Source organism: Bradyrhizobium sp. CCBAU 51627, assembly GCF_028128765.1.
Classification (GTDB): Bacteria; Pseudomonadota; Alphaproteobacteria; order Rhizobiales; family Xanthobacteraceae; genus Bradyrhizobium.
Window position 1 is genome coordinate 116942 of record NZ_LBJG01000088.1, and the last position, 25189, is coordinate 142130.

The following is a 25189-nucleotide window of genomic DNA, read 5'->3' on the forward strand; positions in this document are numbered from 1 at the left end:
ATCTAGTGCTCCCCGGAGTCAGCCAAATCAGGCGCCATTGTAGGGGTTTCGCCCGCGCCGTCACGCCGGAACAACACGTAGAGCGCCGGCAGCACCAGCAATGTCAGCACCGTCGAGGAGATGATGCCGCCGATCACGACGGTGGCGAGCGGCCGCTGCACCTCGGCGCCGGCGCCGGTGGCGAGCGCCATCGGCACGAAGCCAAGCGAGGCGACCAGCGCCGTCATCAGCACCGGTCGCAGCCGCGTCAGTGCGCCTTCGCGGGCGGCCTCCACAATGAGGAGTCCCTCGCTGCGCAGCCGCTCGATGAAGGCGATGATGACGAGACCATTGAGCACGGCGACGCCCGACAGCGCGATGAAACCGACCCCGGCGCTGATCGACAGCGGAATGCCACGCAGCAGCAGCGCTGCGACGCCACCGGTCAGTGCCAGCGGCACGCCGGAGAACACCAGCGCCGCATCCGCTGCCGAGCCCATGCTCATGAACAGCAGTAGGAACACCAGTGCGAGCGCCACCGGCACGACGATCGTCAGCCGCTTGCTGGCGGAGACTAATTGCTCGAACTGGCCGCCCCAGCCGATCCAGTAGCCCGGCGGCAGCTTCACCTTCTCGGCGACGGCGGCTTGCGTCTCGGTCACGAAGGAACGCAGGTCGCGGCCGCGGACATTGGCCATCACGACCACGCGGCGCTTGCCATTCTCGCGGCTGATCTGGTTGGGGCCGGGTGCGATCTCGATTGCGGCAACAGAGGACAGGGGCACGTAGCGAAGCGCGGCGCCGGATGCACCGGACCAGGCGGTCCTGGTGACGGTCGTCGCATCTTCAGTCGGCGGCAACGGGATCGGCAGCGATTTGATCGCATCAGGATTAGCCCGCAGGCTCTCGGGCAGGCGCACCACGATATCGAAGCGGCGGTCGCCCTCGAACAGCTTTCCGACCGGCTTGCCGCCGATCGCGATCTCGACGAGGTTCTGCACCTCGCTGAGGCTGAGGCCGTAGCGCGACAACGCCTGGCGGTCGAGCTTGACGGTGAGGATCGGCAGACCCGCGATCTGCTCGGTCTTCACGTCGGCCGCGCCCTCGATGCCGCGGACCACGCCGTTGACCTGCTGGGCGATGCCGGCGAGCACGTCGAGATCGTCGCCGAAGATCTTGACGCCGACGTCACTGCGGATTCCGGCGATGAGCTCGTTGAAGCGCATCTGGATCGGCTGGGTCATGCCATAGGCGGTGCCGGGCAGGGTGTTGGCGGCGCGCTCGAGTTCGGCGACCACTTCGTCCTTCGGCTTGGCGGGATCCGGCCATTGGTCGCGCGGCTTCAGCGTGACATAGGTATCGGCGGCATTCGGCGGCATCGGATCGTTGGCGATCTCGGCGGTGCCGATCTTGGAGAAGATGGTCGCGACTTCAGGCACCTGCTTGACGGCCTGCTCCAGCCGAAGCTGCATGTCCACGCTCTGGGTCAGGCTGGTGCCGGGAATGCGGATGGTCTCGATGGTGATGTCGCCTTCGTCCAGGCTCGGGATGAACTCGCCGCCCATGCGCGTTGCGGCAAGAAGGCTGCCGGCGACGATCAGCACGGCACCGAGCGCAACGCTGCGGCGGTAGCAGATGGCGCGGTCGAGCAGCGGCACATAGACGCGCTTCGCGACACGCATGAAGATGTTTTCGGTCTCCGAGACTTTTCCGGTGACGAAGATCGCCACCGCGGCCGGGACGAAGGTAATGGACAGCAGCGCCGCGCTCGCGAGCGCCATCAGCACGGTCAGCGCCATCGGCGTGAACATCTTGCCCTCGGTCCCCGTCAGGGTCAGGACCGGCAGGTACACCACCGCGATGATGAGCGTGCCGAACAGGCTCGGCTTGATGACTTCGCTACTGCCGTCGCGGATGGTCTGGAGGCGTTCCTCCAGCCTCAACAGGCGGCCGCGTCGCTGCTGATCGGCCGCAAGCAGTCGCAGACAATTCTCGACGATGATGACCGCGCCGTCGACGATGATGCCGAAATCGATGGCACCTAAACTCATCAGATTGGCGCTGACTTTGCTCTCGACCATACCCGTAATCGTGAACAGCATGGAGAGCGGAATGACGCTGGCCGTGATCAGCGCGGCGCGGATATTGCCGAGGATCAGAAACAGCACCGCGATCACCAGTGCGGCGCCTTCAACGAGGTTCTTCTCGACGGTCTTGATGGTCGCTTCCACCAGATGGGTGCGGTCGTAGACCGCGCGCGCGATCACGCCATCGGGCAACGATTTCGCGATCTCGTCGAGTCTGGCGGCGACGCGCTGGGCGACGCTCCGGCTATTCTCGCCGATCAGCAGCATGGCGGTGCCGAGAACCGTCTCGTTGCCGTTGGCCGTCGCTGCGCCGGTGCGCAGATCGTGGCCTTCACTTACGTCGGCGACGTCGCGGATGCGGACCGGCACGCCGCTGCGCGAGCCGATCACGATGTCCCTGATGTCGGCAATGTCAGCAACCTGCCCGGGGGCGCGGACGAGATATTGTTCGCCATTGCGCTCGATATAGCCGGCGCCGACATTGGCATTATTGGCGGCGAGCGCGGTCATGATGTCGCGGAAGCCAAGCTTATAGGCCATCAGCCGGCCGGGGATCGGCAGCACGTGGAATTGCCGCTCATAGCCGCCGATCGAGTTGACCTCGATCACGCCGGGGATGGTGCGCAGCTGCGGCTTGATGATCCAGTCCTGGATGGTGCGCAAATCCGTCGGCGTAAACTCGGTGCCGGCAGGCGATTTCGCGCCGGCCTTGGCCTCGACCGAATAGACGTAGATCTCGCCGAGCCCGGTCGAGATCGGCCCCATCGCGACCTCTGTGCCTGATGGCAACTGGTCCTTGGCCTGCTGGATGCGCTCGTTGACGAGCTGCCGCGCGAAGTAGATGTCGGTGCCGTCCTGGAACACGACGGTGACCTGGCTCAACCCATAACGCGAGATCGAGCGGGTGTAGTCGAGCCTCGGCAAGCCGCCCATCGCGGTCTCGATCGGGAAGGTGATGCGCTGCTCGGCTTCGAGCGGCGACAGGCCCGGGGCGCGCGTGTTGATCTGAACCTGCACGTTGGTGACATCGGGCACAGCATCGATCGGCAGGCGGGTGAAATTCCAGACGCCAAAAGCGCCGGCCGCGAGCGCCAGCAGCACCACCAGGCAGCGCTGGCGGACCGAGAAGGACAGAAGCGCGTCAATCATGATCGGCATCTCCCTTGCCCATCTCCGCCTTCACCACAAAACTGTTCTCCGCGACATAGCGCTCGCCGGCGGAGAGGCCGGCGCGAATCTCGACGAACCTCGGATCGGAGTCGCCAGGCTCGACCGGGCGTGCTTCGATCTTGTCGTTGTCCTCCCGCACGAACACGATGGTCTTGTTCTCCAGCGTCTGGATCGCGCTGCGGCGCACGGCAACCGCGACATTGCGAGCGGCGAGGACCAGCCGCGCGGTGACGAACAGGCCGGGACGCAGGCGTCCGTCGGGATTTGGCAGCACCACGCGGGCGAGGGCGGTCTGGGTCTCGCTGCTACCGATCGGCGCGATGTAGGAGATCGTGCCCCTGATCTCGCCGCGGCCGTCGTCGGGGTCGATCAGCACTTCATCATTCAGGCGGACACGCTTGAGGTCCTGCCGATAGATCGACAGGTCGACCCAGATGGTCGAGAGGTCGGCGACGACGAAGGCCGGCTTCTGCTCGGAGGCGTATTCGCCGAGCGAAATCTGCCGCTCGATAATGGTGCCTGGGATCGGCGCCTTCAGCTCGTAAACAGTCAGGCTTTGGTTGCTCTCGATGGCGGCGAGCAGATCGTCCTTGCCGACCTTGTCGCCAATGCGCTTCTGAATCGATTTTGCCACACCCGGGAAGCGCGGCGTCACCTGCACGACCGCCTCCTGGTTGGCGCGCAAGGTACCGTTGAAGGACAGCGTGTCGGTCAGCGTGGCGCTCTCGGCGGCCGCCAGCGTGACGCCGGCCGCAGCCAGCTTGACATCGGAGATGCGGATACGGTCGGCGCCGTGCTCGTCCTGCTCGACGTGGTCGTTTGACTTCTCCGGCTTCTTTTTTTCCGCATATTCGTTCTGCGCGACCTTGGCTGGCGCGAGCAGGGAGTAGCCGTAAGCGCCGATCGCGGCGGCCAGGATGGCTAAGAGGATGGTTGACGATATCTTCATCGCGCGCTCTCCCGCGCCAGCGCAAAGGGATTGCCGACGAGGCCCTCGATGGTGGCGACGCCGACGTGGAAGTTTTGCAGCGCTTCCTGCTCGCGCAGTCGCGCCTGCGTCACGCTCGCCTGGGCGTCGAGCACTTCGAGCAGGGTGAAGCGGCCCAGACCGTAGCCTTGCGCGATTGCGTCGGATGCTTCGGCCGCCTTGGGGATCGCGGTCTCGCGCAGCACGGCGAGCTCGCGCAGCGAGCCCTGCAGCGAGTCGTAGGCGCGGCCGGCGACCACGACCAGCGTGTTGCGGTTGGCGTCGCGCTCGGCGCGGGTCTTGGCGAGGCTTTCCTGCGCCGAGAGGATGTTGCCCTGGTTCTGGTCGAACACGGGGATCGGCACCGAGACAGTGAGGCGCACCGCGTCGTCATTGGTCTCATTGAAATGGCGCCAGCCGGCCGCTATCCGCACGTCGGGATAAGGCTTGAGCCGTGCCATCAGCAGCTCAGCGTTCCGCTGCGCATAGACCGCAGTCCAGCGCACCAGTTGCGGATTGGCATCGATGGCGGCGACCACCGACTGGAATGTCGGCGGCCGTCCGGTGGTGTCGAGCCGGCCGGACACTTCGCCGAATTTCGCGGCGGGATCGCCCATCAGCACCGCAAGCTCGCGCCGCGCGCTCGCCAGCGTCGCCTTGAACCGTTCGCGGTCGGCTTTGACCAGGGCGGAGGCGACCTCGGCGCGGCCAGTTTCGGCGGGCGAGGAGGCCCCGGCCTCGACGCGGCGGCGGAGTAGCGGCGTCAGCTTGTCGATCGCCGCGATCTGCTCGTCGAGGATCTGGATGCGCCGCTGCGCGCCCAGCACGCCAAGGAAGGCGATTGCGGTCTCCGACAGCACTTCCAGCCTGATCGCCTTGCGCTGGATGGCCGCGACCTCGATGCCGGCCGCTCCGGCCGCAATTCGCGCCTCGCGCTTGCCGAACAGCTCGAACGCCTGGCTGATCTGGAGGGTGGTCTCGGCCGATTTGGTGCCGCGATAGATGCCTGAGCCGAACGAATTGTCCTGCTCATAGGACAGTTCCGGATTGAGAAGGGCGCCTGCCTGAATACGCTGCCCCGTGGCGATGCCGACATCGCGCTCCGCCGCGGTCAGGCGCGGGCTCGCGGCCAGCGCGCGCGAGAGTGCCGCGCGCATCGTCAGGGTCTGGGCGTGGGCGTGCTGTGTCAGCCCGGGGCTGACGATAACAGCCGTCGCGCATAAAACGCGCGCGGCAGTCCATCTGCAAGACATGAAGGTGACCTGTGCACAAGAGCATGGTGGGCGCGCACGGCGCCCGGCTGATCAGTTCAGGTCAGGGATTTGGGGGGCGGGGAGTCGGTATCGGGTGCAATGCCGATCAGCGCCGGCGCGCGCTGCGGGACCGATGCGGTAACGATGTCGGCCGCGATTTCGGATTGCACCGACTGCATGACGGCGATCGAGAAGCAGCCGTGGCAATGATGGCCGCCCAGCGCTTTGTGATCGCCATGGCTGTGAAGCCTGTTGTCGAGGATGGATGCGATCTCCGACCCGCCCGCGGGGCTGGTGACATCGATGTCGTGCGCGCCATGGAGCACACCGGACAGCAGATACATGGTCGCTACCAGCACAGCCACAAATCCGCGCCAGTTGCGCGGGAAGTGAAAGCTGTCGAGGTGGCGGATCGCGGGCACTGTTGCGCTCGGGTTGCTGATCCGCTTCGGGTAGCATGGCGGCCGGAACAGTGTCGACCCGCAACATTGTTACGTGTGGGGAACTCGATGTCGCACGCATACGAAAGGGCCCCAGCTCGGGGCTGACCGGCTGAGGCCCTTTGTGCTCACAATCTTCATCCTCGGGACTTGAACAGACAATTCGCACCCCGCCGGTTCGTTCCCGCCCGTTACCGAAATAGGAACATTCCCCTGTCGCCCTCATTAGCGCCCCGGAGCCTTTGAGGAGGATGGGACTATGGACGGATTGATCTATCTGATCGGCCTGATCGTCGTGATCATGGCGATCTTGTCGTTCTTCGGCCTGCGCTAGAGAGAAAAGCAATGGCCGTTGAAACGCTCGTGCAGGACAATTTGATGGAAGGCGGCCTTGTCACCGCCGAGGAGCGACGGAGCATCCAGTGGAGCTCCGTCATCGCCGGCGCTTTAGCGGCCGGCGCAATGTCGTTCATCCTGGTCGGGTTCGGCGTGGCCATCGGCCTTGGCGTCAGTTCGGCCTCGCCGACCTGGCGCGATGCATCGGCCGCGCTGGCGCTGCTGTCGGGGCTGTATCTGATCATCCAGGCGATCATCAGCTTCGGCTTCGGAGGCTACATCGCCGGCCGGACCGCGCGGCCGGCGCCGGCGCTGGCCACGATCGAGGACGATGGCGAGCGGCGCGACGGGCTGCACGGGCTGACGTCCTGGGCCTTGGCCGCGTTGATCGGTGCCGCGCTGCTGGCGATTATCGGCGCTGCCGCGGTCGAGCGCTCGCCGATGCGCAGCGGCGCCGGGAACACCACAGCCGCCGAGCCGCTCTTGAGCTTCGAGCTCGACAAGCTGTTCCGCGCGCCACGGCGACCGCCCAACACCGACATGCGGGAAGCTCGTGCCGAAGCCGGGCGCATCCTGATGACATCATCGAGCCACAGCGGCGTCAGCGTCGACGATCGCAACTATCTCGTGCAGCAGGTCGCTGCCCTCACGGGGTTAGGTGCGCCCGATGCCGAACGGCGCGTCGATGCGTCGATCGCCGACGCCCATACGGCGATCAACAGGGCCCGGCGCAATTCTGTGATCGTCGCCTTCTCGGTCGCGGCAGCGGCCTTGATCGGTGCCGCAGTGGCCTGGGCTGCGGCTGTGGCCGGCGGCCGGCACCGTGACGGCGAGCCGCTGCCGAACTGGATGGCGAGCTCCAACCGCTTCCATCGCGGCCGGCGCGCGATGCCGGTACCGTAAGAGAAGGCTGGCTTACGCCTTCTCTTCCCAGATCATCGCGAGATGCACGATGGTCTGCACGGCCTTCTCCATGTCCTGCCGGCTCACCCATTCGAGCCGCGAGTGAAACGCGTGCTCGCCGGCGAAGATGTTCGGGCAGGGCAGGCCCATGAAGGAGAGCCGCGAGCCGTCGGTGCCACCACGGATCGCGGTGCGCATCGGGCGCAGCCCCGCACGGCGGATCGCCTCGATGGCGTATTCAAGGATGTGCGGGTGGCGGTCGATCACCTGCTTCATGTTGCGGTACTGCTCGCGGACCTCGAACTTGTAGGTCGAGCGCGGGTACTCCTTCATCACGTCCTTGACGATGGTCTCGAGCAGGACCTCCTTCTCCTTCAGCCCTTCCTCGGTGAAGTCGCGCACGATGAAGGAGAGGGTCGCCTGTTCCAGCGCGCCCTCGATTCCGACGGGATGCAGAAAACCCTGCTTGCCTGAGGTCGTCTCGGGCGAGCAGCCTTCCTTCGGGAGGCGCTCGACAATGGCGGCCGCGATCTTGATCGCGTGCTCCATCTTGCCCTTGGCATAGCCGGGATGGGCGCTGACGCCGGCGATGGTGACGGTGGCGCCGTCAGCCGAGAAGGTCTCGTCCTCTACGCTTCCCGCGGTCTCGCCGTCCATGGTGTAGCCGAAATCGGCGCCCAGCTTCTTGATGTCGACATTGTCGACGCCGCGGCCGATCTCCTCGTCCGGCGTGAACAGGATCTTGATGGTGCCGTGCTTCACATCGGGGTTGTTGATGAAGAAATGTGCGGCATCCATGATCTCGGCGACGCCGGCCTTGTTATCGGCCCCGAGAAGCGTGGTGCCGTCGGTGGTGATGATATCGTTGCCGATCTGGTGCTTCAGCGCGGGATGCTCGGCGAAGCGGATCACCTGGCTCGGATCGGCCGGCAGGGTGATATCGCCGCCGCGATAGTTCTCCACGACCTGCGGCTTCACATCCTTGCCGGTGACGTCGGGCGAGGTGTCCATGTGCGAGCAGAAGCAGATCGCCGGCACTTTCTTGGGCGTGTTGGACGGGATCGTCGCATAGACATAGCCGTAATCGTCCAGATGGGCATCCGCGACGCCGATGGCTTTCAGCTCGCTGACGAGCACGCGGCCGAGATCCTTCTGCTTCTCGGTCGATGGCGAGGCCGGCGAATTCGGATCGGATTGGGTGTCGATGGTGACGTAGCGCAGGAAGCGTTCGGTCACGGTATGCGCGAAGGTCAGGGACATTTCTGGTCAAACCGCCGGGTCTTTGGGGGAGGCGAGAGTTATATCAGAAAAGCGGGCCACGTTGCGGCGGGGGCCAGCGCGGATCAGGCTTAATGAAGCGTAAGTGCTCAGATGTGAAGCGTAAGTGCTCAGATCGCCTCTTTCAGCTCCTTGACCGGGCGGAACGCGACCTTCTTGCTGGCCTTGATGTGGATGGCTTCGCCTGTGGCGGGATTGCGGCCGGTGCGGGCGGCGCGCTTGCGGACCTGGAGGATGCCGAGGCCGACGATGCGGACGCGGTCACCCTTCTTGAGGTGCTTGGCGATCAAATCGACCATGTCGGTCAGGACGGCCTCGGCCTGCTTCTTCGAGAGGTCCTGGCTTTCCGCAATGTCGGCCGCCAGGTGCTTGAGCGTGATCGTGGCTGAAGCAGCTGCCTTCTTCCCCGAATCCTTCTTCGCCATGTCTGGCCTCCTCGATGCAGGGGAAACCCAAGTAAAAGCATGGGGTTCCCGCCAAGTCGTTGCAGACGTAGACGATTCGGGGCCGGGCTGACTATGCCGCGAGTTCCCGCCGGATGCCGGAGATCGCCGGCCAGTCGCCAAAGGCGTCGAAATTTCGGGGCTAAGGCTATGGAGGGATTGCCAAAAATGGCGCGAGAGACGGGGCTCGAACCCGCGACCTCCGGCGTGACAGGCCGGCGCTCTAACCAACTGAGCTACTCCCGCGTGACGCGTATGTGTCCGCGCGGAACGAAGGGGGACTTAAAGGGGGGACATGGTGAAGTCAAGGACGTTGCGCTTGGCCAGGGCACCTCGTCTCAGCATTGCGCTGGAAAACGAAAAGGCCGCCCGGAGGCGGCCGTCGGTCAACCGAAAGCGGGCGCGGTTCAACGAATTTCCGACGTACCCGAACTCGTGATCGCCATCGGCTTGCCGGCCTTGATGACGTGGGTCGACTGGGCGGTCTGGCCGTAATCGGCGTTGGTGCGGGCAGCGATCCCGAAGGCGGCCACTGCGATGCCGGCCACCAGCGCCACCACCACGATCTTCAGGTGGGTCCCCCGATCCGCAGAGTGAATTGAGTGGTTCATCGAAGCCTCCCGACGGGCTTGGGCGCCGTCTGTAGGCTCACGTCTTAAGGGGCATCTGTTTCCGGATCGTTTCGCGGGTTCCGCAAAATGGTTTCATCTGCCGATTTCTGCGCTTCGCATCGAGCAGTCTTACCTGCCGCGTAATCGCGCAGGCCCAATCCGTTCGGCATGATCTCTTCCATCGGCCGCTAACCATCCGGCAAGGGAGAAGCACCATGAGCCGTCGAACCGCCCTCGAAACAACGCTGCTTGAAACCGCCTTGGCGGCGGCGTGGAGCGCCAGCGCGCCGGCGGCGGCCCAACAGGTCGCACGATCGCCCTTTGTGACGGCCAAGGACGGCACGAAGCTATTCGTGCAGGACTGGGGCAACGGGAAGCCGGTGCTGCTGCTGACGGCCTGGACCTTCGATGGCAGCACCTGGGGTACCCAGATCGTGGCCCTCAATGAAAAAGGCTTCCGATGTATCGCGCCTGACCGGCGCGGGCACGGCCGGTCCGAGATGCCGTCATCGGGCTACGACCTGGACACGCTGACCGATGACGTCGCTGCCATCATCGAGGCGTGCGACCTGCGCGACGTGACCCTGGTCGGTTTCTCCATGGGGACAGTGGAAGCAGTGAACTATCTGGCGCGCTACGGATCGGATCGGATCGCACGGCTCGTGCTGGTTGCGCCGACGACGCCGTTCCTGGTCAAGACCGAAGACAATCCGGATGCGGTCCCGAAGGAGATGATCGAGGCTGACAACGCGACCATCGCGCGCGATTTCGCCAAATGGATCGCGGCGAACGAAGCGCCGTTCTTCACCGCCGACACGCCCGAGATTACGCGGACCTGGATCCGCCAGATGATGCTGAGAGTGCCGCTGCCGGTTGCGCTGGCGTGCCGCCAGACCATCTCCTTCTCAGATCTCCGTTCGGCTGCAGCCAAGATCGATCGGCCGACGCTGATCCTCCATGGCGACAAGGATGCCAGCGCGCCGCTGCCATTGACGGGTGCCAAGACCGCACAGCTGATCAAGGGCAGCAAGCTGATCGTCTATGAGGGCGGCCCGCATCCGCTGCCGCTGACGCATGGCGAGCGGCTGACTGCGGACGTGCTCGCCTTCATGGCCGACTGAGAGAGCTCGGCTCGCCCGCTGACAGGAGCACGATCGACGCAATTCGCGCGGGTCGCGCGGAAATATCCTCTAAGACTGCTTCTAAGAGCCTTTCAATTAGGGATATCGCGCAGGCTCCCCTAAGCGTCACCCCATCGCATGCCGCCCGGGACACGCGGCATGACGTATCAGATGTATATTGGGGTGACGTGTTGAACAGTCTTGGAATGCTGCGGCCGGCCGTGCTGGCGACCGCGTCCGCTTGGGTCTTGATGCCGCAGGCATCGCTCGCACAAACGTCGGGGCAGGGGGGTGCGCAGAGCCTGCCGCCGGTGACGATCGCAGCGCCAGAGCAGCGCCGCCGCGCACCCGCACCCGCGCCGCGTCGTGCGCAGAGCCAGGCGCAGACCGTCAACAGCAAGCCGCAACTTGCGCGCAATATCGGCGTCGTCGAGACACCGCGTGGCTCGGTGCAGGGCTACGTTGCTCGTCGCAGCTCGTCCGGAACCAAGACCAACACGCCGATCATGGAGACGCCGCAGGCCGTCTCGGTCATCGGTGCGGACCAGATCCGCGATCAGAAACCGAACAAGCTCGACGAAGTCCTGCGCTACACCGCGGGCGTGCGCGCCGGCACGTTCGGCGCCGATACCCGCAACGACTGGTGGCTGATCCGCGGTTTCAAGTCCGACGACGTCGGCCTGTTCCTCGACGGCATGCAGCTGTTCTACACGTCCTACGCGAGCTGGAAGCTTCAGCCCTCCAACATGGAGCGCGTCGAGGTGCTGCGCGGTCCGTCGGCCGTGCTCTATGGCGGATCGAGCCCGAGCGGCATCGTCAACGTCATCAGCAAGATGCCGCGGGCCGAGCCGATCTGCTACATCGAGACCGGCGTCAACAATTTCGGCAACGCTTATCTCGGCTTCGATGTCGGCGGGCCCGTCGCAACGAGCCCAGCGAACGGCAAGCTGTTCTACCGCGTTGTCGGCCAGGTCCAGAACGGCGGCACCCAGGTCAACTTCACGCCCGACAACAATTACTTCATCGCGCCGTCGTTCACTTGGAAGCCGGATGCCGACACCAGCTTCACGGTGCTGGCGTCGGCCTCGAAGCAGGACACCCGCGGCATCAACTTCCTGCCCTATCAGGGCACGGTGACCAACGCGCCATTCGGCAAGATTCCGACCAGCTTCTTCGCCGGCGACCCCAATGTCGACAGGTTCGCACGCGAGCAGGAGATGCTCGGCTACCAGTTCGAGCGCAATCTCACCGACGACCTCACGTTCCGGCAGAACGCGCGCTTCGCCCATATCGACCTGACCTATCGCGGCTTCGTCGGCAATGGGTGGGACAATATCAACGCGGCCACTCTGGGGCGCTACAATTGGTATGCGAAGAACACTGCCAACCAGGCCGATCTCGACAACCAGCTCGAGTATGGCTTCGACACCGGTCCGGTGAAGCACACGATGCTGTTCGGAGTGGATCTGAAAGGCTACCAGATCGACGATTACCAGGCGTTCAACTTCGGCACCCTGCCGCCGATCAACGTCTTCAACCCCACTTATGGTCTCGACATCCCGCTCGCGGGCGCGCCGTTCCGAAACTTCCTGCTCACGCAGAAGCAGGCCGGCACCTACGTGCAGGACCAGATGAAGCTCGGCAACTTCACGCTGGTCTTGAGCGGCCGCAATGACTGGGTGGAGACGTCGCAGGCCGCGCGCGGCACTGGCGCAACCATGGCTCAGCGCGACGACAGCAGGTTCAGTGGGCGCGCCGGGCTGATCTACAATTTCGACAACGGCATTGCGCCCTTCGTATCCTATGCGACGAGCTACAATCCGATCATCGGCCTCAATGCGCAGAACCGGTTGTTCCTGCCGGAGACCGGCCGGCAGGCCGAGATCGGCGTAAAGGTCGCGCCGAACGAATTTGACGGCTACTTCACTGCGGCGGTGTTCGACCTGAAGCGTCAGAACGTGGCGACCACCGATCCGTCGAATGCGCTGCTGCAGAACCAGACCGGCGAGGTGACCTCGCGCGGCATCGAGCTCGAGGCTGTGGCCAATGCCACCAGGGAGCTGAAGCTGATCGGCGCCTTCACCACCTATCATCTCTTCACGAGCAGGGACCTCGATCGGTCCCTGATCGGCAAGACGCCGACCAATACGCCAGAGATGCTGATCTCGGGCTGGGCAGACTACACCTTCAAGGACGGACCGCTCGAGGGATTTGGGTTCGGGGGCGGCGTGCGCTATGTCGGCTCGTCCTGGGCCGACACCGCCAACACGCTCGAAGTTCCCGCCGTCGTGCTCGGCGACCTCGCGCTCCATTACGAATGGCAGAACTGGCGTACCGCGCTCAACGTGATCAACCTGACCGACAAGATCTACGTCGCGAGCTGCGCTTCGGCCTCGTCCTGCTTCTACGGCGACCGTCGCCGCGTCACCGCGAGCGTCTCCTACAAATGGTGAAGCAGGGGAGGGTCTTGTGAAGGCGCGCACGGTCCGGCTCTGGTCCTTGGTCCATACCTGGACCAGCCTGAGCTCGACCTTGTTTCTGCTGCTGCTCTGCCTGACCGGCCTGCCGCTGATCTTCCATCATGAGATCGATGAGCTCCTGGGCTATGCCCCCCAGCCCGAAGCTCACGCGGGCGCGGCGCGCGCGACGCCCCAGATCGTCGCCGCCGCCGCGCTCGCCGCCGATCCTGGCCGCGTCCTGCAATATGTCTCTTGGAACAAGGACGAGCCCGGGATCGTGATGGCCTTCACCAACAGTGCGCCCGATGGCGCGCCGGATAACGCGACCGTGCGCGCATTCGACGCCGTTTCAGCCAAGCTGCTCGGGCCGGTCGGCCTCGGGCCGATGCTGATCGTGCTCAAGCTGCATACCGACATGTTCGCTGGCCAAGCCGGTAAGTTGTTCCTCGGCGCGATGGGAGTGCTGCTTGGCGCAGCGATCATCTCCGGCGTGGTGCTGTACTGGCCGTTCACCCGCCGCCTGCGCTTTGCCACCATACGCGACAGCGCCTCGCGCCGCGTCCGCTGGCTCGACTGGCACAATCTGATCGGCGTGGTGACGGTGACCTGGGCGCTGGTGGTGGGTCTGACCGGCGTCGTCAACACCTGGGCCGAGCTGATGCTGAGCCAATGGAAGGCAACCGAGCTCGCCAGCATGGTCGCGCCCTATGCCGGCAAGCCGCCGCCTGTCCATCTCGCCTCGCTCGACGACGTCGTTGCGCGTGCGAAGCTGGTCGCGCCCGGCATGGAGGTCGCTTTCATCGCGTTCCCGGGGACGCCGTTCACGTCCTCGCATCATTTTGCAGCTTTTATGCGCGGCGATACGGTCCTCACCGCGCGGCTGCTCAAGCCGGTGTTGCTCGACGGCGAAACCGGGGAGGTCGCCGATAGCAGGGCGTTGCCGTTCTATCTCCAGGCGCTGCTGATCTCGCAGCCGTTGCATTTCGGCGATTATGGCGGGATGCCGCTCAAGGTGATCTGGGCCGCGTTGGATGGGCTCACCATCGTTGTGATCGGCAGCGGCCTCTATCTCTGGCTGGCACGGCGGCAGAAGCGGGGGCCTGGCCGCAGCGACGCATTCGCCAGACGAGCCCCGGTCCCGTCATGACGCATGGCTCCTCTGACCGCGCGCACCTGTGGATACGTGTCTTTGCTGCACCTATCCTGCTCGCGGCCGCGACCGTCATTGGCCTCTTGGCCGCCTTGCTCTGGGGAACGGCCGGCCAGTATGTCGGCTGGGTTACGGTCGGGGCGCCGGTTGCCGTCGTCAGCTGGGTTGGGCTGCGGCGCCGCAGTTAAAAAAACGGGCGAATTTCGCCGACGATCCGTGGCAAATAGAGCCCGCGGGGGCCGGGCCGCAATCCCAGAGCTGCTGCCCTGCTAAACCGTGGCCGCCCTTGTCGGGTCAGGCGATCTGCTCCATACCAGCCGCGGGGTGATTCCGGGATTTCCACCGGTCTGGAAGCAGCTAAGGGCCTGAAAAGAGCGTGTCTTGCGCCCATTGGTGCACTGCGCTAAGGCTCAGAATAATTCCAAATCGGACGAATCCGTGGCTGTCCCGAGGCTGCGGGAAAAAGGGCTCGTCAATGAGCGGCATTCTACAGAACTATCTTCCACTCGTCGTATTCATAGGGGTAGCTGCTATCATCGGCCTGGTGCTGCTGATCGCGCCCTTCGTTGTCGCGTTCCAGCAGCCCGATCCGGAAAAGCTGTCGGCGTATGAGTGCGGTTTCAACGCCTTCGACGACGCCCGCATGAAGTTCGACGTCCGCTTCTATCTGGTCGCCATCCTCTTCATCATCTTCGACCTCGAGGTGGCGTTCCTGTTTCCCTGGGCCGTTGCGTTCGGCAAGCTTGGCGCGACCGGCTTCTGGTCCATGCTGGTGTTCCTCGCCGTGCTGACGGTGGGCTTCGCCTATGAATGGAAGAAAGGGGCACTCGAATGGGATTGAACCCTGCACCGTCCGCCGGCCCGGCCATCGCGCCGGCCCCCAAGGGCATCCTGGATCCGTCGACCGGCAAGCCGGTCGGTGCCAATGACCCGTTCTTCCTTGAGGTCAATCACGAGCTGTCCGACAAGGGCTTCTTCGTCGCTGCGACCGACGATCTCATCACGTGGGCCCGCACCGGCTCCTTGATGTGGATGACCTTCGGTCTCGCCTGCTGCGCGGTCGAGATGATGCAGGTGTCGATGCCGCGCTACGACGTCGAGCGCTTCGGTTTCGCGCCGCGTGCTTCGCCCCGCCAGTCCGACGTGATGATCGTCGCGGGCACGCTCACCAACAAGATGGCTCCGGCGCTGCGCAAGGTGTACGACCAAATGCCTGAGCCGCGCTACGTCATCTCCATGGGCTCCTGTGCCAATGGCGGCGGCTACTATCACTATTCCTACTCGGTCGTGCGCGGCTGCGATCGCATCGTGCCGATCGACATCTATGTGCCGGGCTGCCCGCCCACGGCGGAAGCTCTGCTCTACGGCGTGCTGCTGCTGCAGAAGAAGATCCGCCGCACCGGCACCATCGAACGCTAAGGTTTTACGTCATGGACGACGCCAAGCTCGACGCCCTGGGGCAGACGATCGTGAGCGCGCTCCCGGGTGCCGCCATCGGTTATCAGGTGGCCTTCAACCAGCTCACGGTTGATGTCGAGACCAGCAAGATCGTCGAGGTGGTCAAGTACCTCCGCGACGATCCGAACTGCCGTTTCGTCAACTTCACCGACATCACGGCGGCTGACTATCCGTCGCGCGAAAAGCGCTTCGACGTGATCTATCACTTCCTGTCACCGACCCTGAACACCCGCATCCGTCTCAAGGCCCAGGCCGACGAGACCACGCAGGTGCCGTCGCTGATCGAGGTGTTCCCGGGCGCGGACTGGTTCGAGCGCGAGGCCTACGACCTCTATGGCGTGTTCTTCGTCGGTCACCCCGACATGCGCCGCATCCTCACCGATTACGGCTTCGAGGGGCATCCGCTGCGCAAGGATTTCCCGCTGACCGGCTTCCTCGAGGTCCGCTACGACGACCAGGAGAAGCGTGTGGTGTACGAGCCTGTCAGGCTCAACCAGGAATTCCGCAAGTTTGATTTCTTGTCGCCATGGGAAGGAGCGGACTATCCGCTTCCCGGTGACGAGAAGGCGAAGCAGTGAGTAGCGCGTCATGAACGAGCAACCCGAAAACCTTCGCAATTTCACCATTAACTTCGGGCCGCAGCATCCGGCCGCGCACGGCGTGCTGCGCCTCGTGCTGGAGCTTGACGGCGAAGTGGTCGCCCGCGTTGATCCCCATATCGGCCTGCTTCACCGCGGCACCGAAAAGCTGATCGAGCAGAAGACGTACTTGCAGGCGATCCCGTATTTCGACCGGCTCGACTACGTCGCGCCGATGAACCAGGAGCACGCCTTCTGTCTCGCCGCCGAGAAGCTGCTCGGAATCGAGGTGCCGCGCCGCGGCCAGCTGATCCGCGTGCTCTATTGCGAGATCGGCCGCATTCTCTCGCACCTTCTCAATGTCACCACACAGGCGATGGACGTCGGCGCGCTGACCCCGCCGCTGTGGGGCTTTGAAGAGCGCGAGAAGCTGATGGTGTTCTACGAGCGCGCCTCGGGCAGCCGCATGCACGCAGCCTTCTTCCGCGTCGGCGGCGTGCATCAGGATCTGCCTCAGAAGCTCATCGACGACATCGAGGCCTGGTGCGATCCGTTCCTGAAGGTCGTGGACGATCTCGATCGCCTGCTCACCGCCAACCGCATCTTCAAGCAGCGCAACGTCGATATCGGCGTGGTGCCGCTGAAGGAGGCCTGGGAGTGGGGCTTCTCCGGCGTGATGGTGCGCGGTTCCGGTGCGGCCTGGGATCTGCGCAAGTCGCAGCCTTACGAATGCTACGCCGAGATGGATTTCGACATTCCAATCGGCAAGAACGGCGACTGTTATGACCGCTACCTGATCCGCATGGAAGAGATGCGTCAGGCCGTGCGCATCATGAAGCAGTGCATCCAGAAGCTGAACGCGCCTGATGGCAAGGGCCCCGTCGTCGTCGCCGACAACAAGGTCGCGCCGCCGCGCCGTGGCGAGATGAAGCGCTCGATGGAAGCGCTGATCCATCATTTCAAGCTCTACACCGAAGGCGTGCACGTACCGGAAGGCGAAGTCTACGCCGCGGTCGAGGCGCCCAAGGGCGAATTCGGCGTTTATCTGATCTCCGACGGCACCAACAAGCCTTACAAGTGCAAGATCCGCGCGCCGGGCTTTGCGCATCTCCAGGCGATGGATCATATCTGCCGCGGCCATCTGCTCGCCGACGTGTCGGCCATTCTCGGCTCGCTCGACATCGTGTTCGGAGAGGTCGATCGGTGATGGCGCAGGCGCCGATCCAGTTTGACCGTGCCTCGGGGGCCCTTGAAGGGGCCAACCTGTGGGAGCGGACGGCTGCCTTGGCGCTGGTGACGGGATCGAAGATCTCCTCGCACTTCTCGCATATGGGCTACATCGCCTGCGCCAATCTGCTGCGGAAGACGCTGCCGGAGCGCAACATCGCGATCAGGCTCAATCCCGACGCCGTGTTCGAATTCCCCTACGGCGACGGCTATTGGAGCAAGCTGCTCAACCGCGCGTATAATTATGAGGACGAGCTGGAACTGCTGTTCGCGGACTCCATCGACGTCGACTACACGCTGCTCGATTGCGGCGCCAATTACGGCTACTGGTCGGTGCTTGTCTCGAGCAAGCCGTTCGGTTCGCACAAGGCGATCGCGATCGAGCCGTCGGGGCAGAACTATCCGAAGCTCGCCAACAATGCGCGCGTCAACGGCAACCGCTTCGAGACCATGAAATGCGCCATCGGCGCGGCGCGCGGCACCGCGCGACTGTCAGGCACCAAGCACGAAGCCTTCAGCATCGCCGGCGCACCATCCGACGGCGGTGAGGAAGTACCCGTTCTCGCGCTCGACGATCTCATCGACGACGGCAGGATCGCGAGCACCGGCAAGTACCTGATCAAGCTCGACGTCGAGGGCGTCGAGATCGAGGCGATCAGGGGCGGCGCCCGGCTGCTCCAGGCCGACAGCGTCATCATGTGCGAGGAGCACGGCAGCGACCGCTCGCACGCGGTGTCGCGCTACATCCTCGAACAGACCCCGCTGAAGCTGATCGTGTTCGATCCGCGCAGCAACCGGATGGAGACCGTGACCGAGCTGTCGATCCTCGATCGCATCAAGGTCTCGACCCACGTCGGTTACAACGTTTTCGGCACCGCAAGCGCGTTCTGGCAGGACAGGATCGATGCCCTGAATGCGAAAAACGCGCGCCGCATGCAGTGAGAGATAACAGATGTCCGTTCGCCGATTAGCACCGAAGGAAGTCCAGCCCGCGAGCTTCGCGTTCACGGAGGAGAACCTCGCGTTCGCGAAGCAGCAGATCGCGAAATATCCTGCCGGACGCCAGGCCTCGGCCGTCATCGCCATTCTCTGGCGCGCGCAGGAGCAGAACGAAGGCTGGGTGTCGGAAGCCGCGATCCGCGTCATCGCCGACATGCTCGACATGCCCTATATCCGCGTGCTCGAAGTCGCGACCTTCTACACGATGTTCCAGCTCGCACCGGTCGGCAAGAAGGCCCACGTCCAGGTCTGCGGCACCACGCCGTGCCGCCTGCGCGGCGCCGAAGACCTCATCCACGTCTGCGAGAGCCGCATCCATCACGATCCCTTCCATCTCTCCAAGGACGGCAATTTCAGCTGGGAAGAGGTGGAGTGCCTCGGTGCCTGCGTGAACGCGCCGATGGTATTGATCGGCAAGGACACCTATGAGGACCTGACCACGGAAAGCTTCGGCAAGGTGCTCGACGGTTTCGCTTCGGGCAATCCGCCCAAGCCCGGTCCGCAGAACGGCCGCCAGTTCTCTGCGCCGGCGGGCGGGCCGACCACGCTGAAGGAGACCTCCTGATGGGTCTTCCGTCTCAGGCGAACCGGGGGAGCGAGGCCGTGAGGAAATGGGGCTTCGTCGCCATGCATGCCGCGCTCGCGGCCGCCTTCATGTTCCTGCTGCAGCGTTTCGCGATGAACGCGTCGCAGGAATCCAGTCTGCTCTGGGCGCTGACCTTCGCCGTCTGCGCCGCCGGGCTTGCCTACAAGCAGGCCAACCGTTGATCGGAAAGCACTGATATGCTCGAGGACAAGGATCGCATCTTCAAGAACCTCTATGGTCTCCATGATTGGGGGCTCGAGGGCGCGCGGCGCCGCGGCGCCTGGGACGGTACGAAGAATATCATCGATAAGGGCCGCGACTGGATCATCAATGAGATGAAAGCGTCGGGCCTGCGCGGCCGTGGCGGCGCCGGCTTCCCGACCGGCCTGAAATGGTCCTTCATGCCGAAGGAATCGACCGACGGCCGGCCGAGCTACCTTGTCGTCAATGCCGACGAATCCGAGCCCGGCACCTGCAAGGACCGCGAGATCATGCGGCATGATCCGCATCTCCTGGTCGAGGGCTGCCTGATCGCCAGCTTCGCGATGAACGCGCACACCTGCTACATCTACGTCCGCGGCGAGTTCATCCGCGAGCGTGAGCGCCTCCAGGCCGCGATCGACCAGGCCTATGACGCCAAGCTGGTCGGCAAGGACAACGTCAACGGCTGGCCGTTCGACATCTACGTCGCGCACGGGGCCGGCGCCTACATCTGCGGCGAAGAGACCGCGCTGCTCGAAAGCCTCGAGGGCAAGAAGGGCCAGCCGCGGCTCAAGCCGCCATTCCCGGCGAATGTCGGCTTGTTCGGCTGCCCGACCACCGTGAACAATGTCGAGTCGATCGCGGTTGCGCCTGACATTTTGCGCCGCGGCGCCGCCTGGTTCGCCGGCATCGGCCGTCCGAACAATGTCGGCACCAAACTCTTCTGCATCTCCGGCCATGTCGAGCGGCCCTGCAACGTCGAAGAGGCCATGGGCATTCCGTTCCGTGAGCTGATCGAGAAGCATTGCGGCGGCATCCGCGGCGGCTGGGGCAACCTCAAGGCGGTGATCCCCGGTGGCTCGTCGGTGCGCATGGTGCCGGCCGAGCAGATCATCGACACGCCGATGGATTTCGACAGTCTGAGCAAGCTGCGCTCGGGCCTCGGCACCGCGGCCGTGATCGTGATGGACAAGTCGACCGATTTGATCCGTGCGATTGCCCGCATCTCCTATTTCTACAAGCACGAAAGCTGCGGCCAGTGCACGCCGTGCCGCGAGGGCACGGGGTGGATGTGGCGCGTTCTGACCCGCATGGCCGAAGGCCGCGCCCACAAGCGCGAGATCGACATGCTGCTTGAGGTCACCAAGCAGATCGAGGGCCACACCATCTGCGCGCTCGGCGACGCCGCCGCCTGGCCGATCCAGGGCCTGATCACGCATTTCCGTCACGAGATCGAAGCGCGTATCGACCAATATTCGCACAGGGCCGATGTCGACGACATTGGCGTCCGCGATCCCGTGAACATGGTCGCGGCGGAGTAAGAGACATGACCAAGCTCATCATCGACGGCAAAGAGATCGATGTCCCCGCCGAGTACACGCTGCTTCAGGCGTGCGAGGCGGCCGGCGCCGAGATTCCGCGCTTCTGCTATCACGAGCGCCTGTCGATCGCCGGCAATTGCCGGATGTGCCTTGTCGAGGTGAAGGGCGGCCCGAAGCCGGTCGCATCCTGCGCCTGGGGCGTGCGCGATTGCCGTCCGGGCCCCAAGGGCGAGCCGCCGGAGATCTCGACGCGTTCGCCGATGGTGAAGAAGGCGCGCGAAGGCGTGATGGAATTCCTTCTCATCAACCATCCGCTGGACTGCCCGATCTGCGACCAGGGCGGCGAATGCGACCTGCAGGACCAGGCGATGGGCTATGGTGTCGACACCAGCCGCTTCGCCGAGAACAAGCGCGCGGTCGAGGACAAATACCTCGGCGCGCTCGTCAAGACCTCGATGAACCGTTGTATCCAGTGCACGCGCTGCGTCCGCTTCTCGGCGGAGGTCGCCGGTGCGCCCGAGATGGGCGCTACGGGACGCGGCGAGGACATGGAGATCACGACCTATCTCCAGCACGCGCTGACGTCGGAACTGCAGGGCAATCTGGTCGACATCTGCCCGGTCGGCGCGTTGACCTCGAAGCCCTATGCCTTCGCGGCGCGTCCCTGGGAGCTCGGCAAGACCCAGTCGATCGACGTAATGGATGGCCTGGGCTCTGCGGTCCGCGTCGATACCCGCGGCCGCGAGGTGATGCGCATCCTGCCGCGCGTCAACGAGGCCGTGAACGAGGAATGGATCTCCGACAAGACCCGTCATGTCGTCGACGGCCTGCGCACCCAGCGGCTCGACCGGCCTTATATCCGCGAGGCCGGCAAGCTGCGCGCGGCGAGCTGGCCCGAAGCCTTCGCCGCGATCGCCGCGAAAGCGGCGCGCACTGACGGCAAGCGCATCGGCGCGATCGCGGGCGACCTCGCCGGCGTCGAGGAGATGTTCGCGCTGAAGGATCTGCTGGCAAAGTTCGGCTCGGCCAATCTGGCGGTGCAGGGCGGCGACGCGTTCGATCCCGCGCTCGGCCGCGGCTCCTACATCTTCAACCCGACGCTGGCGGGCGTCGAGCAGGCGGATGCGCTGCTCATCATCGGCGCCAACCCGCGGAAAGAAGCGGCCGTGTTCAACGCCCGGATCCGCAAGCGCTGGCGTACCGGCGGCTTCAAGATCGGCGTGATCGGTGCCAAGGCCGATCTCACTTACGATTACGATCATCTCGGTGCAGGCACTGAGACGCTCAGTGAGCTCGCGGCCGGCAAGCACTCCTTCATGGATGTGCTGAAGAACGCCAAGAACCCGATCATCCTGGTCGGCGCTGGCGCAGCCGCGCGTCACGACGGCGCTGCCATTCTCGCAGCCGCCGCCAAGCTCGCGCTCGACGTCGGCGCGGTGACGGATGGCTGGAACGGCTTTGGGGTGCTGCACGAGACCGCCTCGCGCGTCGGCGCGCTCGACATCGGCTTCTCCGCGACCGGCGGTGGCCTGAACGCCGCGCAGATGACCACGTTCGGCACGCTGGACCTGCTGTTCCTGCTCGGGGCCGACGAGATTAAGGCGCCGGACGGCACCTTCGTCGTCTACATCGGCACCCATGGCGACCGTGGCGCGCATCGCGCCGACGTGATCCTGCCGGCCGCTGCCTACACCGAGAAGTCCGCGATCTACGTCAACACCGAGGGCCGCGTGCAGATGGCCGGCCGCGCCGCGTTCCCGCCGGGCGAAGCCCGCGAGGACTGGGCGATCATCCGTGCGCTCTCCGAAGCGCTCGGCAAGAAGCTCGGCTACGACTCGCTTGCCGCGCTGCGCCAGGTGATCTTCAAGGCCGTGCCGCATCTCATCCGTCTCGACCAGATCGAGGCCGGCTCCGCCGACCAGATCAAGAAGCTGGCGGCGAAGGGCGGCTCGCCCGAGAAGGCGCCGTTCAAGCCCCTGGTCGACGACTTCTATTTGACCAACCCAATCGCGCGTGCGTCGGCCGTGATGGCCGAATGTTCGCGTCTCGCCTCCGGGCACATGCTGACCGCAGCGGAGTGAGCGTGATCTGATGGAATTCTTCGAAAGCGCATTCTGGACCGGTTTCCTCTGGCCGCTGATCATCATGATCGCCGAGAGCGTGCTCGTGCTCGTCGTCCTCCTGGTCGCGATCGCCTACATCCTCCTCGCCGACCGCAAGATCTGGGCGGCGGTGCAGATCCGCCGCGGCCCGAACGTGGTCGGCCCCTGGGGCCTGTTCCAGTCCTTTGCCGACCTGCTGAAGTTCGTGCTGAAGGAGCCGATCATCCCGGCCGGCGCCAACAAGGGCGTCTTCCTGCTGGCACCACTGGTGTCCTGCGTGCTCGCGCTCGCGGCCTGGGCGGTGATCCCGACCAATCTCGGCTGGGTGATCTCCGACATCAATGTCGGGATCCTCTTCATCTTCGCGATCTCGTCGCTGTCGATCTACGGCATCATCATGGCCGGCTGGTCGTCGAACTCGAAGTATCCGTTCCTGGCGGCGCTCCGCTCGGCGGCGCAGATGGTGTCCTATGAAGTCTCGATCGGCTTCGTCATCATCACGGTGCTGCTCTGCGCTGGCACGCTGAATCTCTCGGCGGTGGTCGAGGCCCAGCATGCCCGCGGCCTTGCCAGCCTGATCGGGCTGCCGCAGCTGACCATCCTGAACTGGTATGTCTGGCCGCTGTTCCCGATGTTCGTGGTGTTCTACGTCTCGGCGCTGGCGGAAACCAACCGTCCGCCCTTCGACCTGGTCGAAGCGGAATCCGAGCTGGTCGCCGGCTTCATGGTCGAATACGGCTCGACGCCGTATCTCTTGTTCATGCTCGGCGAGTACGTTGCGATCGTCACGATGTGCGCGATGGCCACGATCCTGTTCCTTGGCGGCTGGCTGCCGCCGGTGGACCTGCCGCCCTTCAACTGGGTGCCGGGGATCATCTGGTTCTCGCTGAAGCTGTTCTTCATGTTCTTCCTGTTCGCGATGGCAAAGGCGATCGTGCCGCGCTACCGCTACGACCAACTGATGCGCCTCGGCTGGAAGGTGTTCCTGCCGCTGTCGCTGGCGATGGTGGTCGTGGTGGCCGGCGTGCTGCAATTCGCCGGCATCGCGCCGAAGTGAGGGCCGTCATGGGTATCAACGTCAACGCCACTGCACGCTCGCTTCTGCTGTCGGAATTCGTCTCGGCGTTCTTCCTCGCCATGCGCTATTTCTTCCAGCCGAAGCCGACGCTGAACTATCCGTTCGAGAAGGGCCCGATCTCGCCGCGCTTCCGTGGCGAGCATGCGCTGCGCCGCTATCCGAACGGCGAAGAGCGCTGTATCGCCTGCAAGCTGTGCGAGGCGGTCTGCCCGGCGCAGGCCATCACCATCGAGGCCGGCCCGCGCCGCAACGACGGCACCCGCCGCACCGTGCGCTACGACATCGACATGGTGAAGTGCATCTATTGCGGCCTCTGCCAGGAGGCCTGTCCGGTCGACGCCATCGTCGAAGGTCCGAACTTCGAGTTCGCGACCGAGACCCGCGAGGAACTGTTCTATGACAAGGCCAAGCTGCTCGCCAACGGCGACCGCTGGGAACGCGAGATCGCGAAAGCGATCGAGCTCGACGCGCCGTACCGGTGAGGTGAGGGCATGATCCTTCCCGCGCTGTTCTTCTATCTCTTCGCCGGCGTCTGTGTCGCCTCGGCCGTGATGGTGATTGTCTCGCGCAATCCCGTGCACTCCGTGCTGTACCTGATCCTGGCCTTCGTCAACGCCTCCGGCCTGTTCGTGCTGATGGGCGCCGAATTCCTCGCGATGATCCTGATCGTCGTCTATGTCGGCGCAGTCGCGGTGCTGTTCCTGTTCGTGATCATGATGCTCGATGTCGACTTCATCGAGCTGCGCGAAGGCTTCATCCAGTACCTGCCGGTCGGCGTCGTGATCGGCGGCATCTTCCTGTTCGAGTTGCTCCTGACCGTCGCCGCGTGGGTCATCAATCCCAACGTCAGCAAGACCATCACGGCGCCGATCCCGGCCAATGTCCCCAACACCGAGGCGCTCGGCCTCGTGCTCTATACGAAGTACGTCCACTACTTCCAGCTCTCGGGCATGGTGCTCCTGGTCGCCATGATCGGCGCCATCGTGTTGACGCTGCGCCACAAGGCGAGCGTGAAGCGGCAGGACATCAACGTTCAGAACGCACGCACGCCGGACATGGCGATGGCGATGCGCAAGGTGGCGCCGGGGCAGGGGCTTTCGGATGCCGATGCGGCGGAGTGGGTGAAATGACGGTCGGGCTCGGACATTATCTGGCGGTCGGCGCGATCCTGTTCACGCTCGGGATCCTCGGCATCTTCCTGAACCGCAAGAACATCATCGTCATCCTGATGTCGATCGAGCTGATCCTGCTCTCGGTCAACATCAACCTGGTGGCATTCTCGACCTTCCTCGGCGACATCGTCGGTCAGGTCTTCGCGCTGCTGGTCTTGACCGTTGCGGCCGCCGAAGCCGCGATCGGTCTTGCCATCCTGGTGGTCTATTTCCGCAACCGCGGCTCGATCGCGGTTGAGGACGTCAATCTGATGAAGGGCTGAGCTCTC

General features: G+C 64.5%; 24 protein-coding genes and 1 tRNA gene. 17 read left to right on the forward strand and 8 right to left on the reverse strand.

Annotated elements, in window-relative coordinates; translation table 11 throughout:
* Nucleotides 1-2 precede the first annotated feature (2 nt).
* Genes XH88_RS32895 through XH88_RS32910 form a run of 4 tightly spaced genes read right to left on the reverse strand, consistent with a single transcriptional unit; the run spans nucleotide 3 to nucleotide 5800 of the window.
* Nucleotides 3-3215, reverse strand: coding sequence for an efflux RND transporter permease subunit (locus XH88_RS32895; RefSeq protein WP_271672359.1), 3213 nt, complete (start codon nucleotides 3213-3215; stop codon nucleotides 3-5).
* Entirely contained in the window at nucleotides 3208-4185 is a 978-nt protein-coding gene (ihpB, locus tag XH88_RS32900; protein WP_271672360.1) for a divalent metal ion exporter adaptor subunit IhpB, read from the reverse strand. The genes XH88_RS32895 and ihpB overlap by 8 nt, the downstream gene beginning before the upstream one ends.
* Entirely contained in the window at nucleotides 4182-5456 is a 1275-nt protein-coding gene (gene ihpA / locus XH88_RS32905; protein WP_271672361.1) for a divalent metal ion exporter subunit IhpA, read from the reverse strand. The genes ihpB and ihpA overlap by 4 nt, the downstream gene beginning before the upstream one ends.
* Nucleotides 5457-5512: 56 nt before the next feature.
* Nucleotides 5513-5800: a hypothetical protein gene (locus XH88_RS32910; protein WP_271672437.1), complete on the reverse strand. Its 288-nt coding sequence runs from the start codon at nucleotides 5798-5800 to the stop codon at nucleotides 5513-5515.
* Nucleotides 5801-6241: 441 nt separating this feature from the next.
* Here XH88_RS32910 and XH88_RS32915 point away from each other — a divergent pair, with 441 nt between their 5' ends.
* Complete coding sequence (locus XH88_RS32915; RefSeq protein ID WP_271672362.1) at nucleotides 6242-7135, forward strand: hypothetical protein; 894 nt, start codon at nucleotides 6242-6244, stop codon at nucleotides 7133-7135.
* A gap of 12 nt (nucleotides 7136-7147) precedes the next feature.
* Here XH88_RS32915 and pepT read toward each other — a convergent pair whose 3' ends face one another.
* The 4 genes from pepT to XH88_RS32935 all read right to left on the reverse strand — a co-directional run bounded on the left by pepT (nucleotide 7148) and on the right by XH88_RS32935 (nucleotide 9467).
* Nucleotides 7148-8395: a peptidase T gene (gene pepT, locus XH88_RS32920; protein ID WP_271672363.1), complete on the reverse strand. Its 1248-nt coding sequence runs from the start codon at nucleotides 8393-8395 to the stop codon at nucleotides 7148-7150.
* Between the two features lie 128 nt (nucleotides 8396-8523).
* Nucleotides 8524-8838 (reverse strand): HU family DNA-binding protein, encoded by a 315-nt coding sequence (locus XH88_RS32925; protein ID WP_271672364.1) that lies wholly within the window; start codon nucleotides 8836-8838, stop codon nucleotides 8524-8526.
* Nucleotides 8839-9025: 187 nt separating this feature from the next.
* Nucleotides 9026-9102, reverse strand: a tRNA-Asp gene (locus tag XH88_RS32930).
* A 161-nt stretch (nucleotides 9103-9263) separates the two neighbouring features.
* Nucleotides 9264-9467, reverse strand: a complete 204-nt coding sequence (locus XH88_RS32935) for a hypothetical protein (protein WP_271672365.1) — start codon at nucleotides 9465-9467, stop codon at nucleotides 9264-9266.
* A 215-nt stretch (nucleotides 9468-9682) separates the two neighbouring features.
* On the opposite strand from XH88_RS32935, the gene XH88_RS32940 reads away from it, so the two are divergent.
* From XH88_RS32940 to nuoK, 16 genes are all read left to right on the forward strand, one after another.
* Nucleotides 9683-10588, forward strand: coding sequence for an alpha/beta fold hydrolase (locus XH88_RS32940; protein ID WP_271672366.1), 906 nt, complete (start codon nucleotides 9683-9685; stop codon nucleotides 10586-10588).
* Between the two features lie 206 nt (nucleotides 10589-10794).
* The gene (locus tag XH88_RS32945) at nucleotides 10795-13041 is read left to right on the forward strand and encodes a TonB-dependent siderophore receptor (protein ID WP_271672438.1); all 2247 of its coding nucleotides are present in this window, start codon (nucleotides 10795-10797) and stop codon (nucleotides 13039-13041) included.
* A 16-nt stretch (nucleotides 13042-13057) separates the two neighbouring features.
* Complete coding sequence (locus XH88_RS32950) at nucleotides 13058-14194, forward strand: PepSY-associated TM helix domain-containing protein (protein WP_271672367.1); 1137 nt, start codon at nucleotides 13058-13060, stop codon at nucleotides 14192-14194.
* 478 nt (nucleotides 14195-14672) lie between these two features.
* Nucleotides 14673-15038 carry an NADH-quinone oxidoreductase subunit A gene (locus XH88_RS32955; RefSeq protein WP_271672368.1) on the forward strand — a complete coding sequence of 122 codons (366 nt, stop codon included), beginning with the start codon at nucleotides 14673-14675 and terminating at the stop codon, nucleotides 15036-15038.
* Nucleotides 15035-15616, forward strand: coding sequence for a NuoB/complex I 20 kDa subunit family protein (locus tag XH88_RS32960; RefSeq protein ID WP_442868503.1), 582 nt, complete (start codon nucleotides 15035-15037; stop codon nucleotides 15614-15616). The genes XH88_RS32955 and XH88_RS32960 overlap by 4 nt, the downstream gene beginning before the upstream one ends.
* Nucleotides 15617-15627: 11 nt before the next feature.
* On the forward strand, nucleotides 15628-16233 hold the full coding sequence (locus XH88_RS32965) for an NADH-quinone oxidoreductase subunit C (protein WP_271672370.1): 606 nt from the start codon (nucleotides 15628-15630) through the stop codon (nucleotides 16231-16233).
* A 10-nt stretch (nucleotides 16234-16243) separates the two neighbouring features.
* Entirely contained in the window at nucleotides 16244-17440 is a 1197-nt protein-coding gene (locus XH88_RS32970; protein ID WP_271672371.1) for an NADH-quinone oxidoreductase subunit D, read from the forward strand.
* A complete protein-coding gene (locus tag XH88_RS32975; RefSeq protein WP_271672439.1) occupies nucleotides 17440-18402 on the forward strand; it encodes an FkbM family methyltransferase in 963 nt (320 codons plus the stop codon). The genes XH88_RS32970 and XH88_RS32975 overlap by 1 nt, the downstream gene beginning before the upstream one ends.
* Before the next feature lie 10 nt (nucleotides 18403-18412).
* Complete coding sequence (gene nuoE / locus XH88_RS32980; RefSeq protein ID WP_128966548.1) at nucleotides 18413-19024, forward strand: NADH-quinone oxidoreductase subunit NuoE; 612 nt, start codon at nucleotides 18413-18415, stop codon at nucleotides 19022-19024.
* Entirely contained in the window at nucleotides 19024-19227 is a 204-nt protein-coding gene (locus XH88_RS32985; protein WP_271672372.1) for a hypothetical protein, read from the forward strand. The genes nuoE and XH88_RS32985 overlap by 1 nt, the downstream gene beginning before the upstream one ends.
* Before the next feature lie 15 nt (nucleotides 19228-19242).
* A complete protein-coding gene (nuoF, locus tag XH88_RS32990; protein WP_271672373.1) occupies nucleotides 19243-20568 on the forward strand; it encodes an NADH-quinone oxidoreductase subunit NuoF in 1326 nt (441 codons plus the stop codon).
* Nucleotides 20569-20573: 5 nt separating this feature from the next.
* Nucleotides 20574-22649: an NADH-quinone oxidoreductase subunit NuoG gene (gene nuoG, locus XH88_RS32995; RefSeq protein WP_271672374.1), complete on the forward strand. Its 2076-nt coding sequence runs from the start codon at nucleotides 20574-20576 to the stop codon at nucleotides 22647-22649.
* Between the two features lie 10 nt (nucleotides 22650-22659).
* Nucleotides 22660-23727, forward strand: coding sequence for an NADH-quinone oxidoreductase subunit NuoH (nuoH, locus tag XH88_RS33000; protein ID WP_271672375.1), 1068 nt, complete (start codon nucleotides 22660-22662; stop codon nucleotides 23725-23727).
* A gap of 8 nt (nucleotides 23728-23735) precedes the next feature.
* Nucleotides 23736-24230, forward strand: coding sequence for an NADH-quinone oxidoreductase subunit NuoI (gene nuoI, locus XH88_RS33005; RefSeq protein WP_191093171.1), 495 nt, complete (start codon nucleotides 23736-23738; stop codon nucleotides 24228-24230).
* A 9-nt stretch (nucleotides 24231-24239) separates the two neighbouring features.
* Nucleotides 24240-24878, forward strand: a complete 639-nt coding sequence (locus tag XH88_RS33010) for an NADH-quinone oxidoreductase subunit J (protein WP_271672376.1) — start codon at nucleotides 24240-24242, stop codon at nucleotides 24876-24878.
* Nucleotides 24875-25183, forward strand: coding sequence for an NADH-quinone oxidoreductase subunit NuoK (gene nuoK / locus XH88_RS33015; protein ID WP_092028826.1), 309 nt, complete (start codon nucleotides 24875-24877; stop codon nucleotides 25181-25183). The genes XH88_RS33010 and nuoK overlap by 4 nt, the downstream gene beginning before the upstream one ends.
* Nucleotides 25184-25189 lie beyond the last annotated feature (6 nt).

Excerpts from the sequence above, each read along its gene's own strand:
- XH88_RS32985 (WP_271672372.1), top strand. The coding sequence starts at position 19,024 with ATGGGTCTTCCGTCTCAGGCGAACCGGGGGAGCGAGGCCGTGAGGAAA.
- pepT (WP_271672363.1), bottom strand. The coding sequence starts at position 8,395 with ATGTCCCTGACCTTCGCGCATACCGTGACCGAACGCTTCCTGCGCTAC.
- XH88_RS33010 (WP_271672376.1), top strand. The coding sequence starts at position 24,240 with ATGATCCTTCCCGCGCTGTTCTTCTATCTCTTCGCCGGCGTCTGTGTC.
- nuoG (WP_271672374.1), top strand. The coding sequence starts at position 20,574 with ATGACCAAGCTCATCATCGACGGCAAAGAGATCGATGTCCCCGCCGAG.
- nuoE (WP_128966548.1), top strand. The coding sequence starts at position 18,413 with ATGTCCGTTCGCCGATTAGCACCGAAGGAAGTCCAGCCCGCGAGCTTC.
- nuoH (WP_271672375.1), top strand. The coding sequence starts at position 22,660 with ATGGAATTCTTCGAAAGCGCATTCTGGACCGGTTTCCTCTGGCCGCTG.
- nuoI (WP_191093171.1), top strand. The coding sequence starts at position 23,736 with ATGGGTATCAACGTCAACGCCACTGCACGCTCGCTTCTGCTGTCGGAA.
- nuoF (WP_271672373.1), top strand. The coding sequence starts at position 19,243 with ATGCTCGAGGACAAGGATCGCATCTTCAAGAACCTCTATGGTCTCCAT.
- ihpB (WP_271672360.1), bottom strand. The coding sequence starts at position 4,185 with ATGAAGATATCGTCAACCATCCTCTTAGCCATCCTGGCCGCCGCGATC.
- XH88_RS32965 (WP_271672370.1), top strand. The coding sequence starts at position 15,628 with ATGGACGACGCCAAGCTCGACGCCCTGGGGCAGACGATCGTGAGCGCG.
- XH88_RS32910 (WP_271672437.1), bottom strand. The coding sequence starts at position 5,800 with ATGTATCTGCTGTCCGGTGTGCTCCATGGCGCGCACGACATCGATGTC.
- XH88_RS32915 (WP_271672362.1), top strand. The coding sequence starts at position 6,242 with ATGGCCGTTGAAACGCTCGTGCAGGACAATTTGATGGAAGGCGGCCTT.
- XH88_RS32895 (WP_271672359.1), bottom strand. The coding sequence starts at position 3,215 with ATGATTGACGCGCTTCTGTCCTTCTCGGTCCGCCAGCGCTGCCTGGTG.
- XH88_RS32935 (WP_271672365.1), bottom strand. The coding sequence starts at position 9,467 with ATGAACCACTCAATTCACTCTGCGGATCGGGGGACCCACCTGAAGATC.
- XH88_RS32970 (WP_271672371.1), top strand. The coding sequence starts at position 16,244 with ATGAACGAGCAACCCGAAAACCTTCGCAATTTCACCATTAACTTCGGG.
- XH88_RS32975 (WP_271672439.1), top strand. The coding sequence starts at position 17,440 with ATGGCGCAGGCGCCGATCCAGTTTGACCGTGCCTCGGGGGCCCTTGAA.
- XH88_RS32945 (WP_271672438.1), top strand. The coding sequence starts at position 10,795 with ATGCTGCGGCCGGCCGTGCTGGCGACCGCGTCCGCTTGGGTCTTGATG.
- ihpA (WP_271672361.1), bottom strand. The coding sequence starts at position 5,456 with ATGTCTTGCAGATGGACTGCCGCGCGCGTTTTATGCGCGACGGCTGTT.
- XH88_RS32925 (WP_271672364.1), bottom strand. The coding sequence starts at position 8,838 with ATGGCGAAGAAGGATTCGGGGAAGAAGGCAGCTGCTTCAGCCACGATC.
- XH88_RS32940 (WP_271672366.1), top strand. The coding sequence starts at position 9,683 with ATGAGCCGTCGAACCGCCCTCGAAACAACGCTGCTTGAAACCGCCTTG.
- nuoK (WP_092028826.1), top strand. The coding sequence starts at position 24,875 with ATGACGGTCGGGCTCGGACATTATCTGGCGGTCGGCGCGATCCTGTTC.
- XH88_RS32955 (WP_271672368.1), top strand. The coding sequence starts at position 14,673 with ATGAGCGGCATTCTACAGAACTATCTTCCACTCGTCGTATTCATAGGG.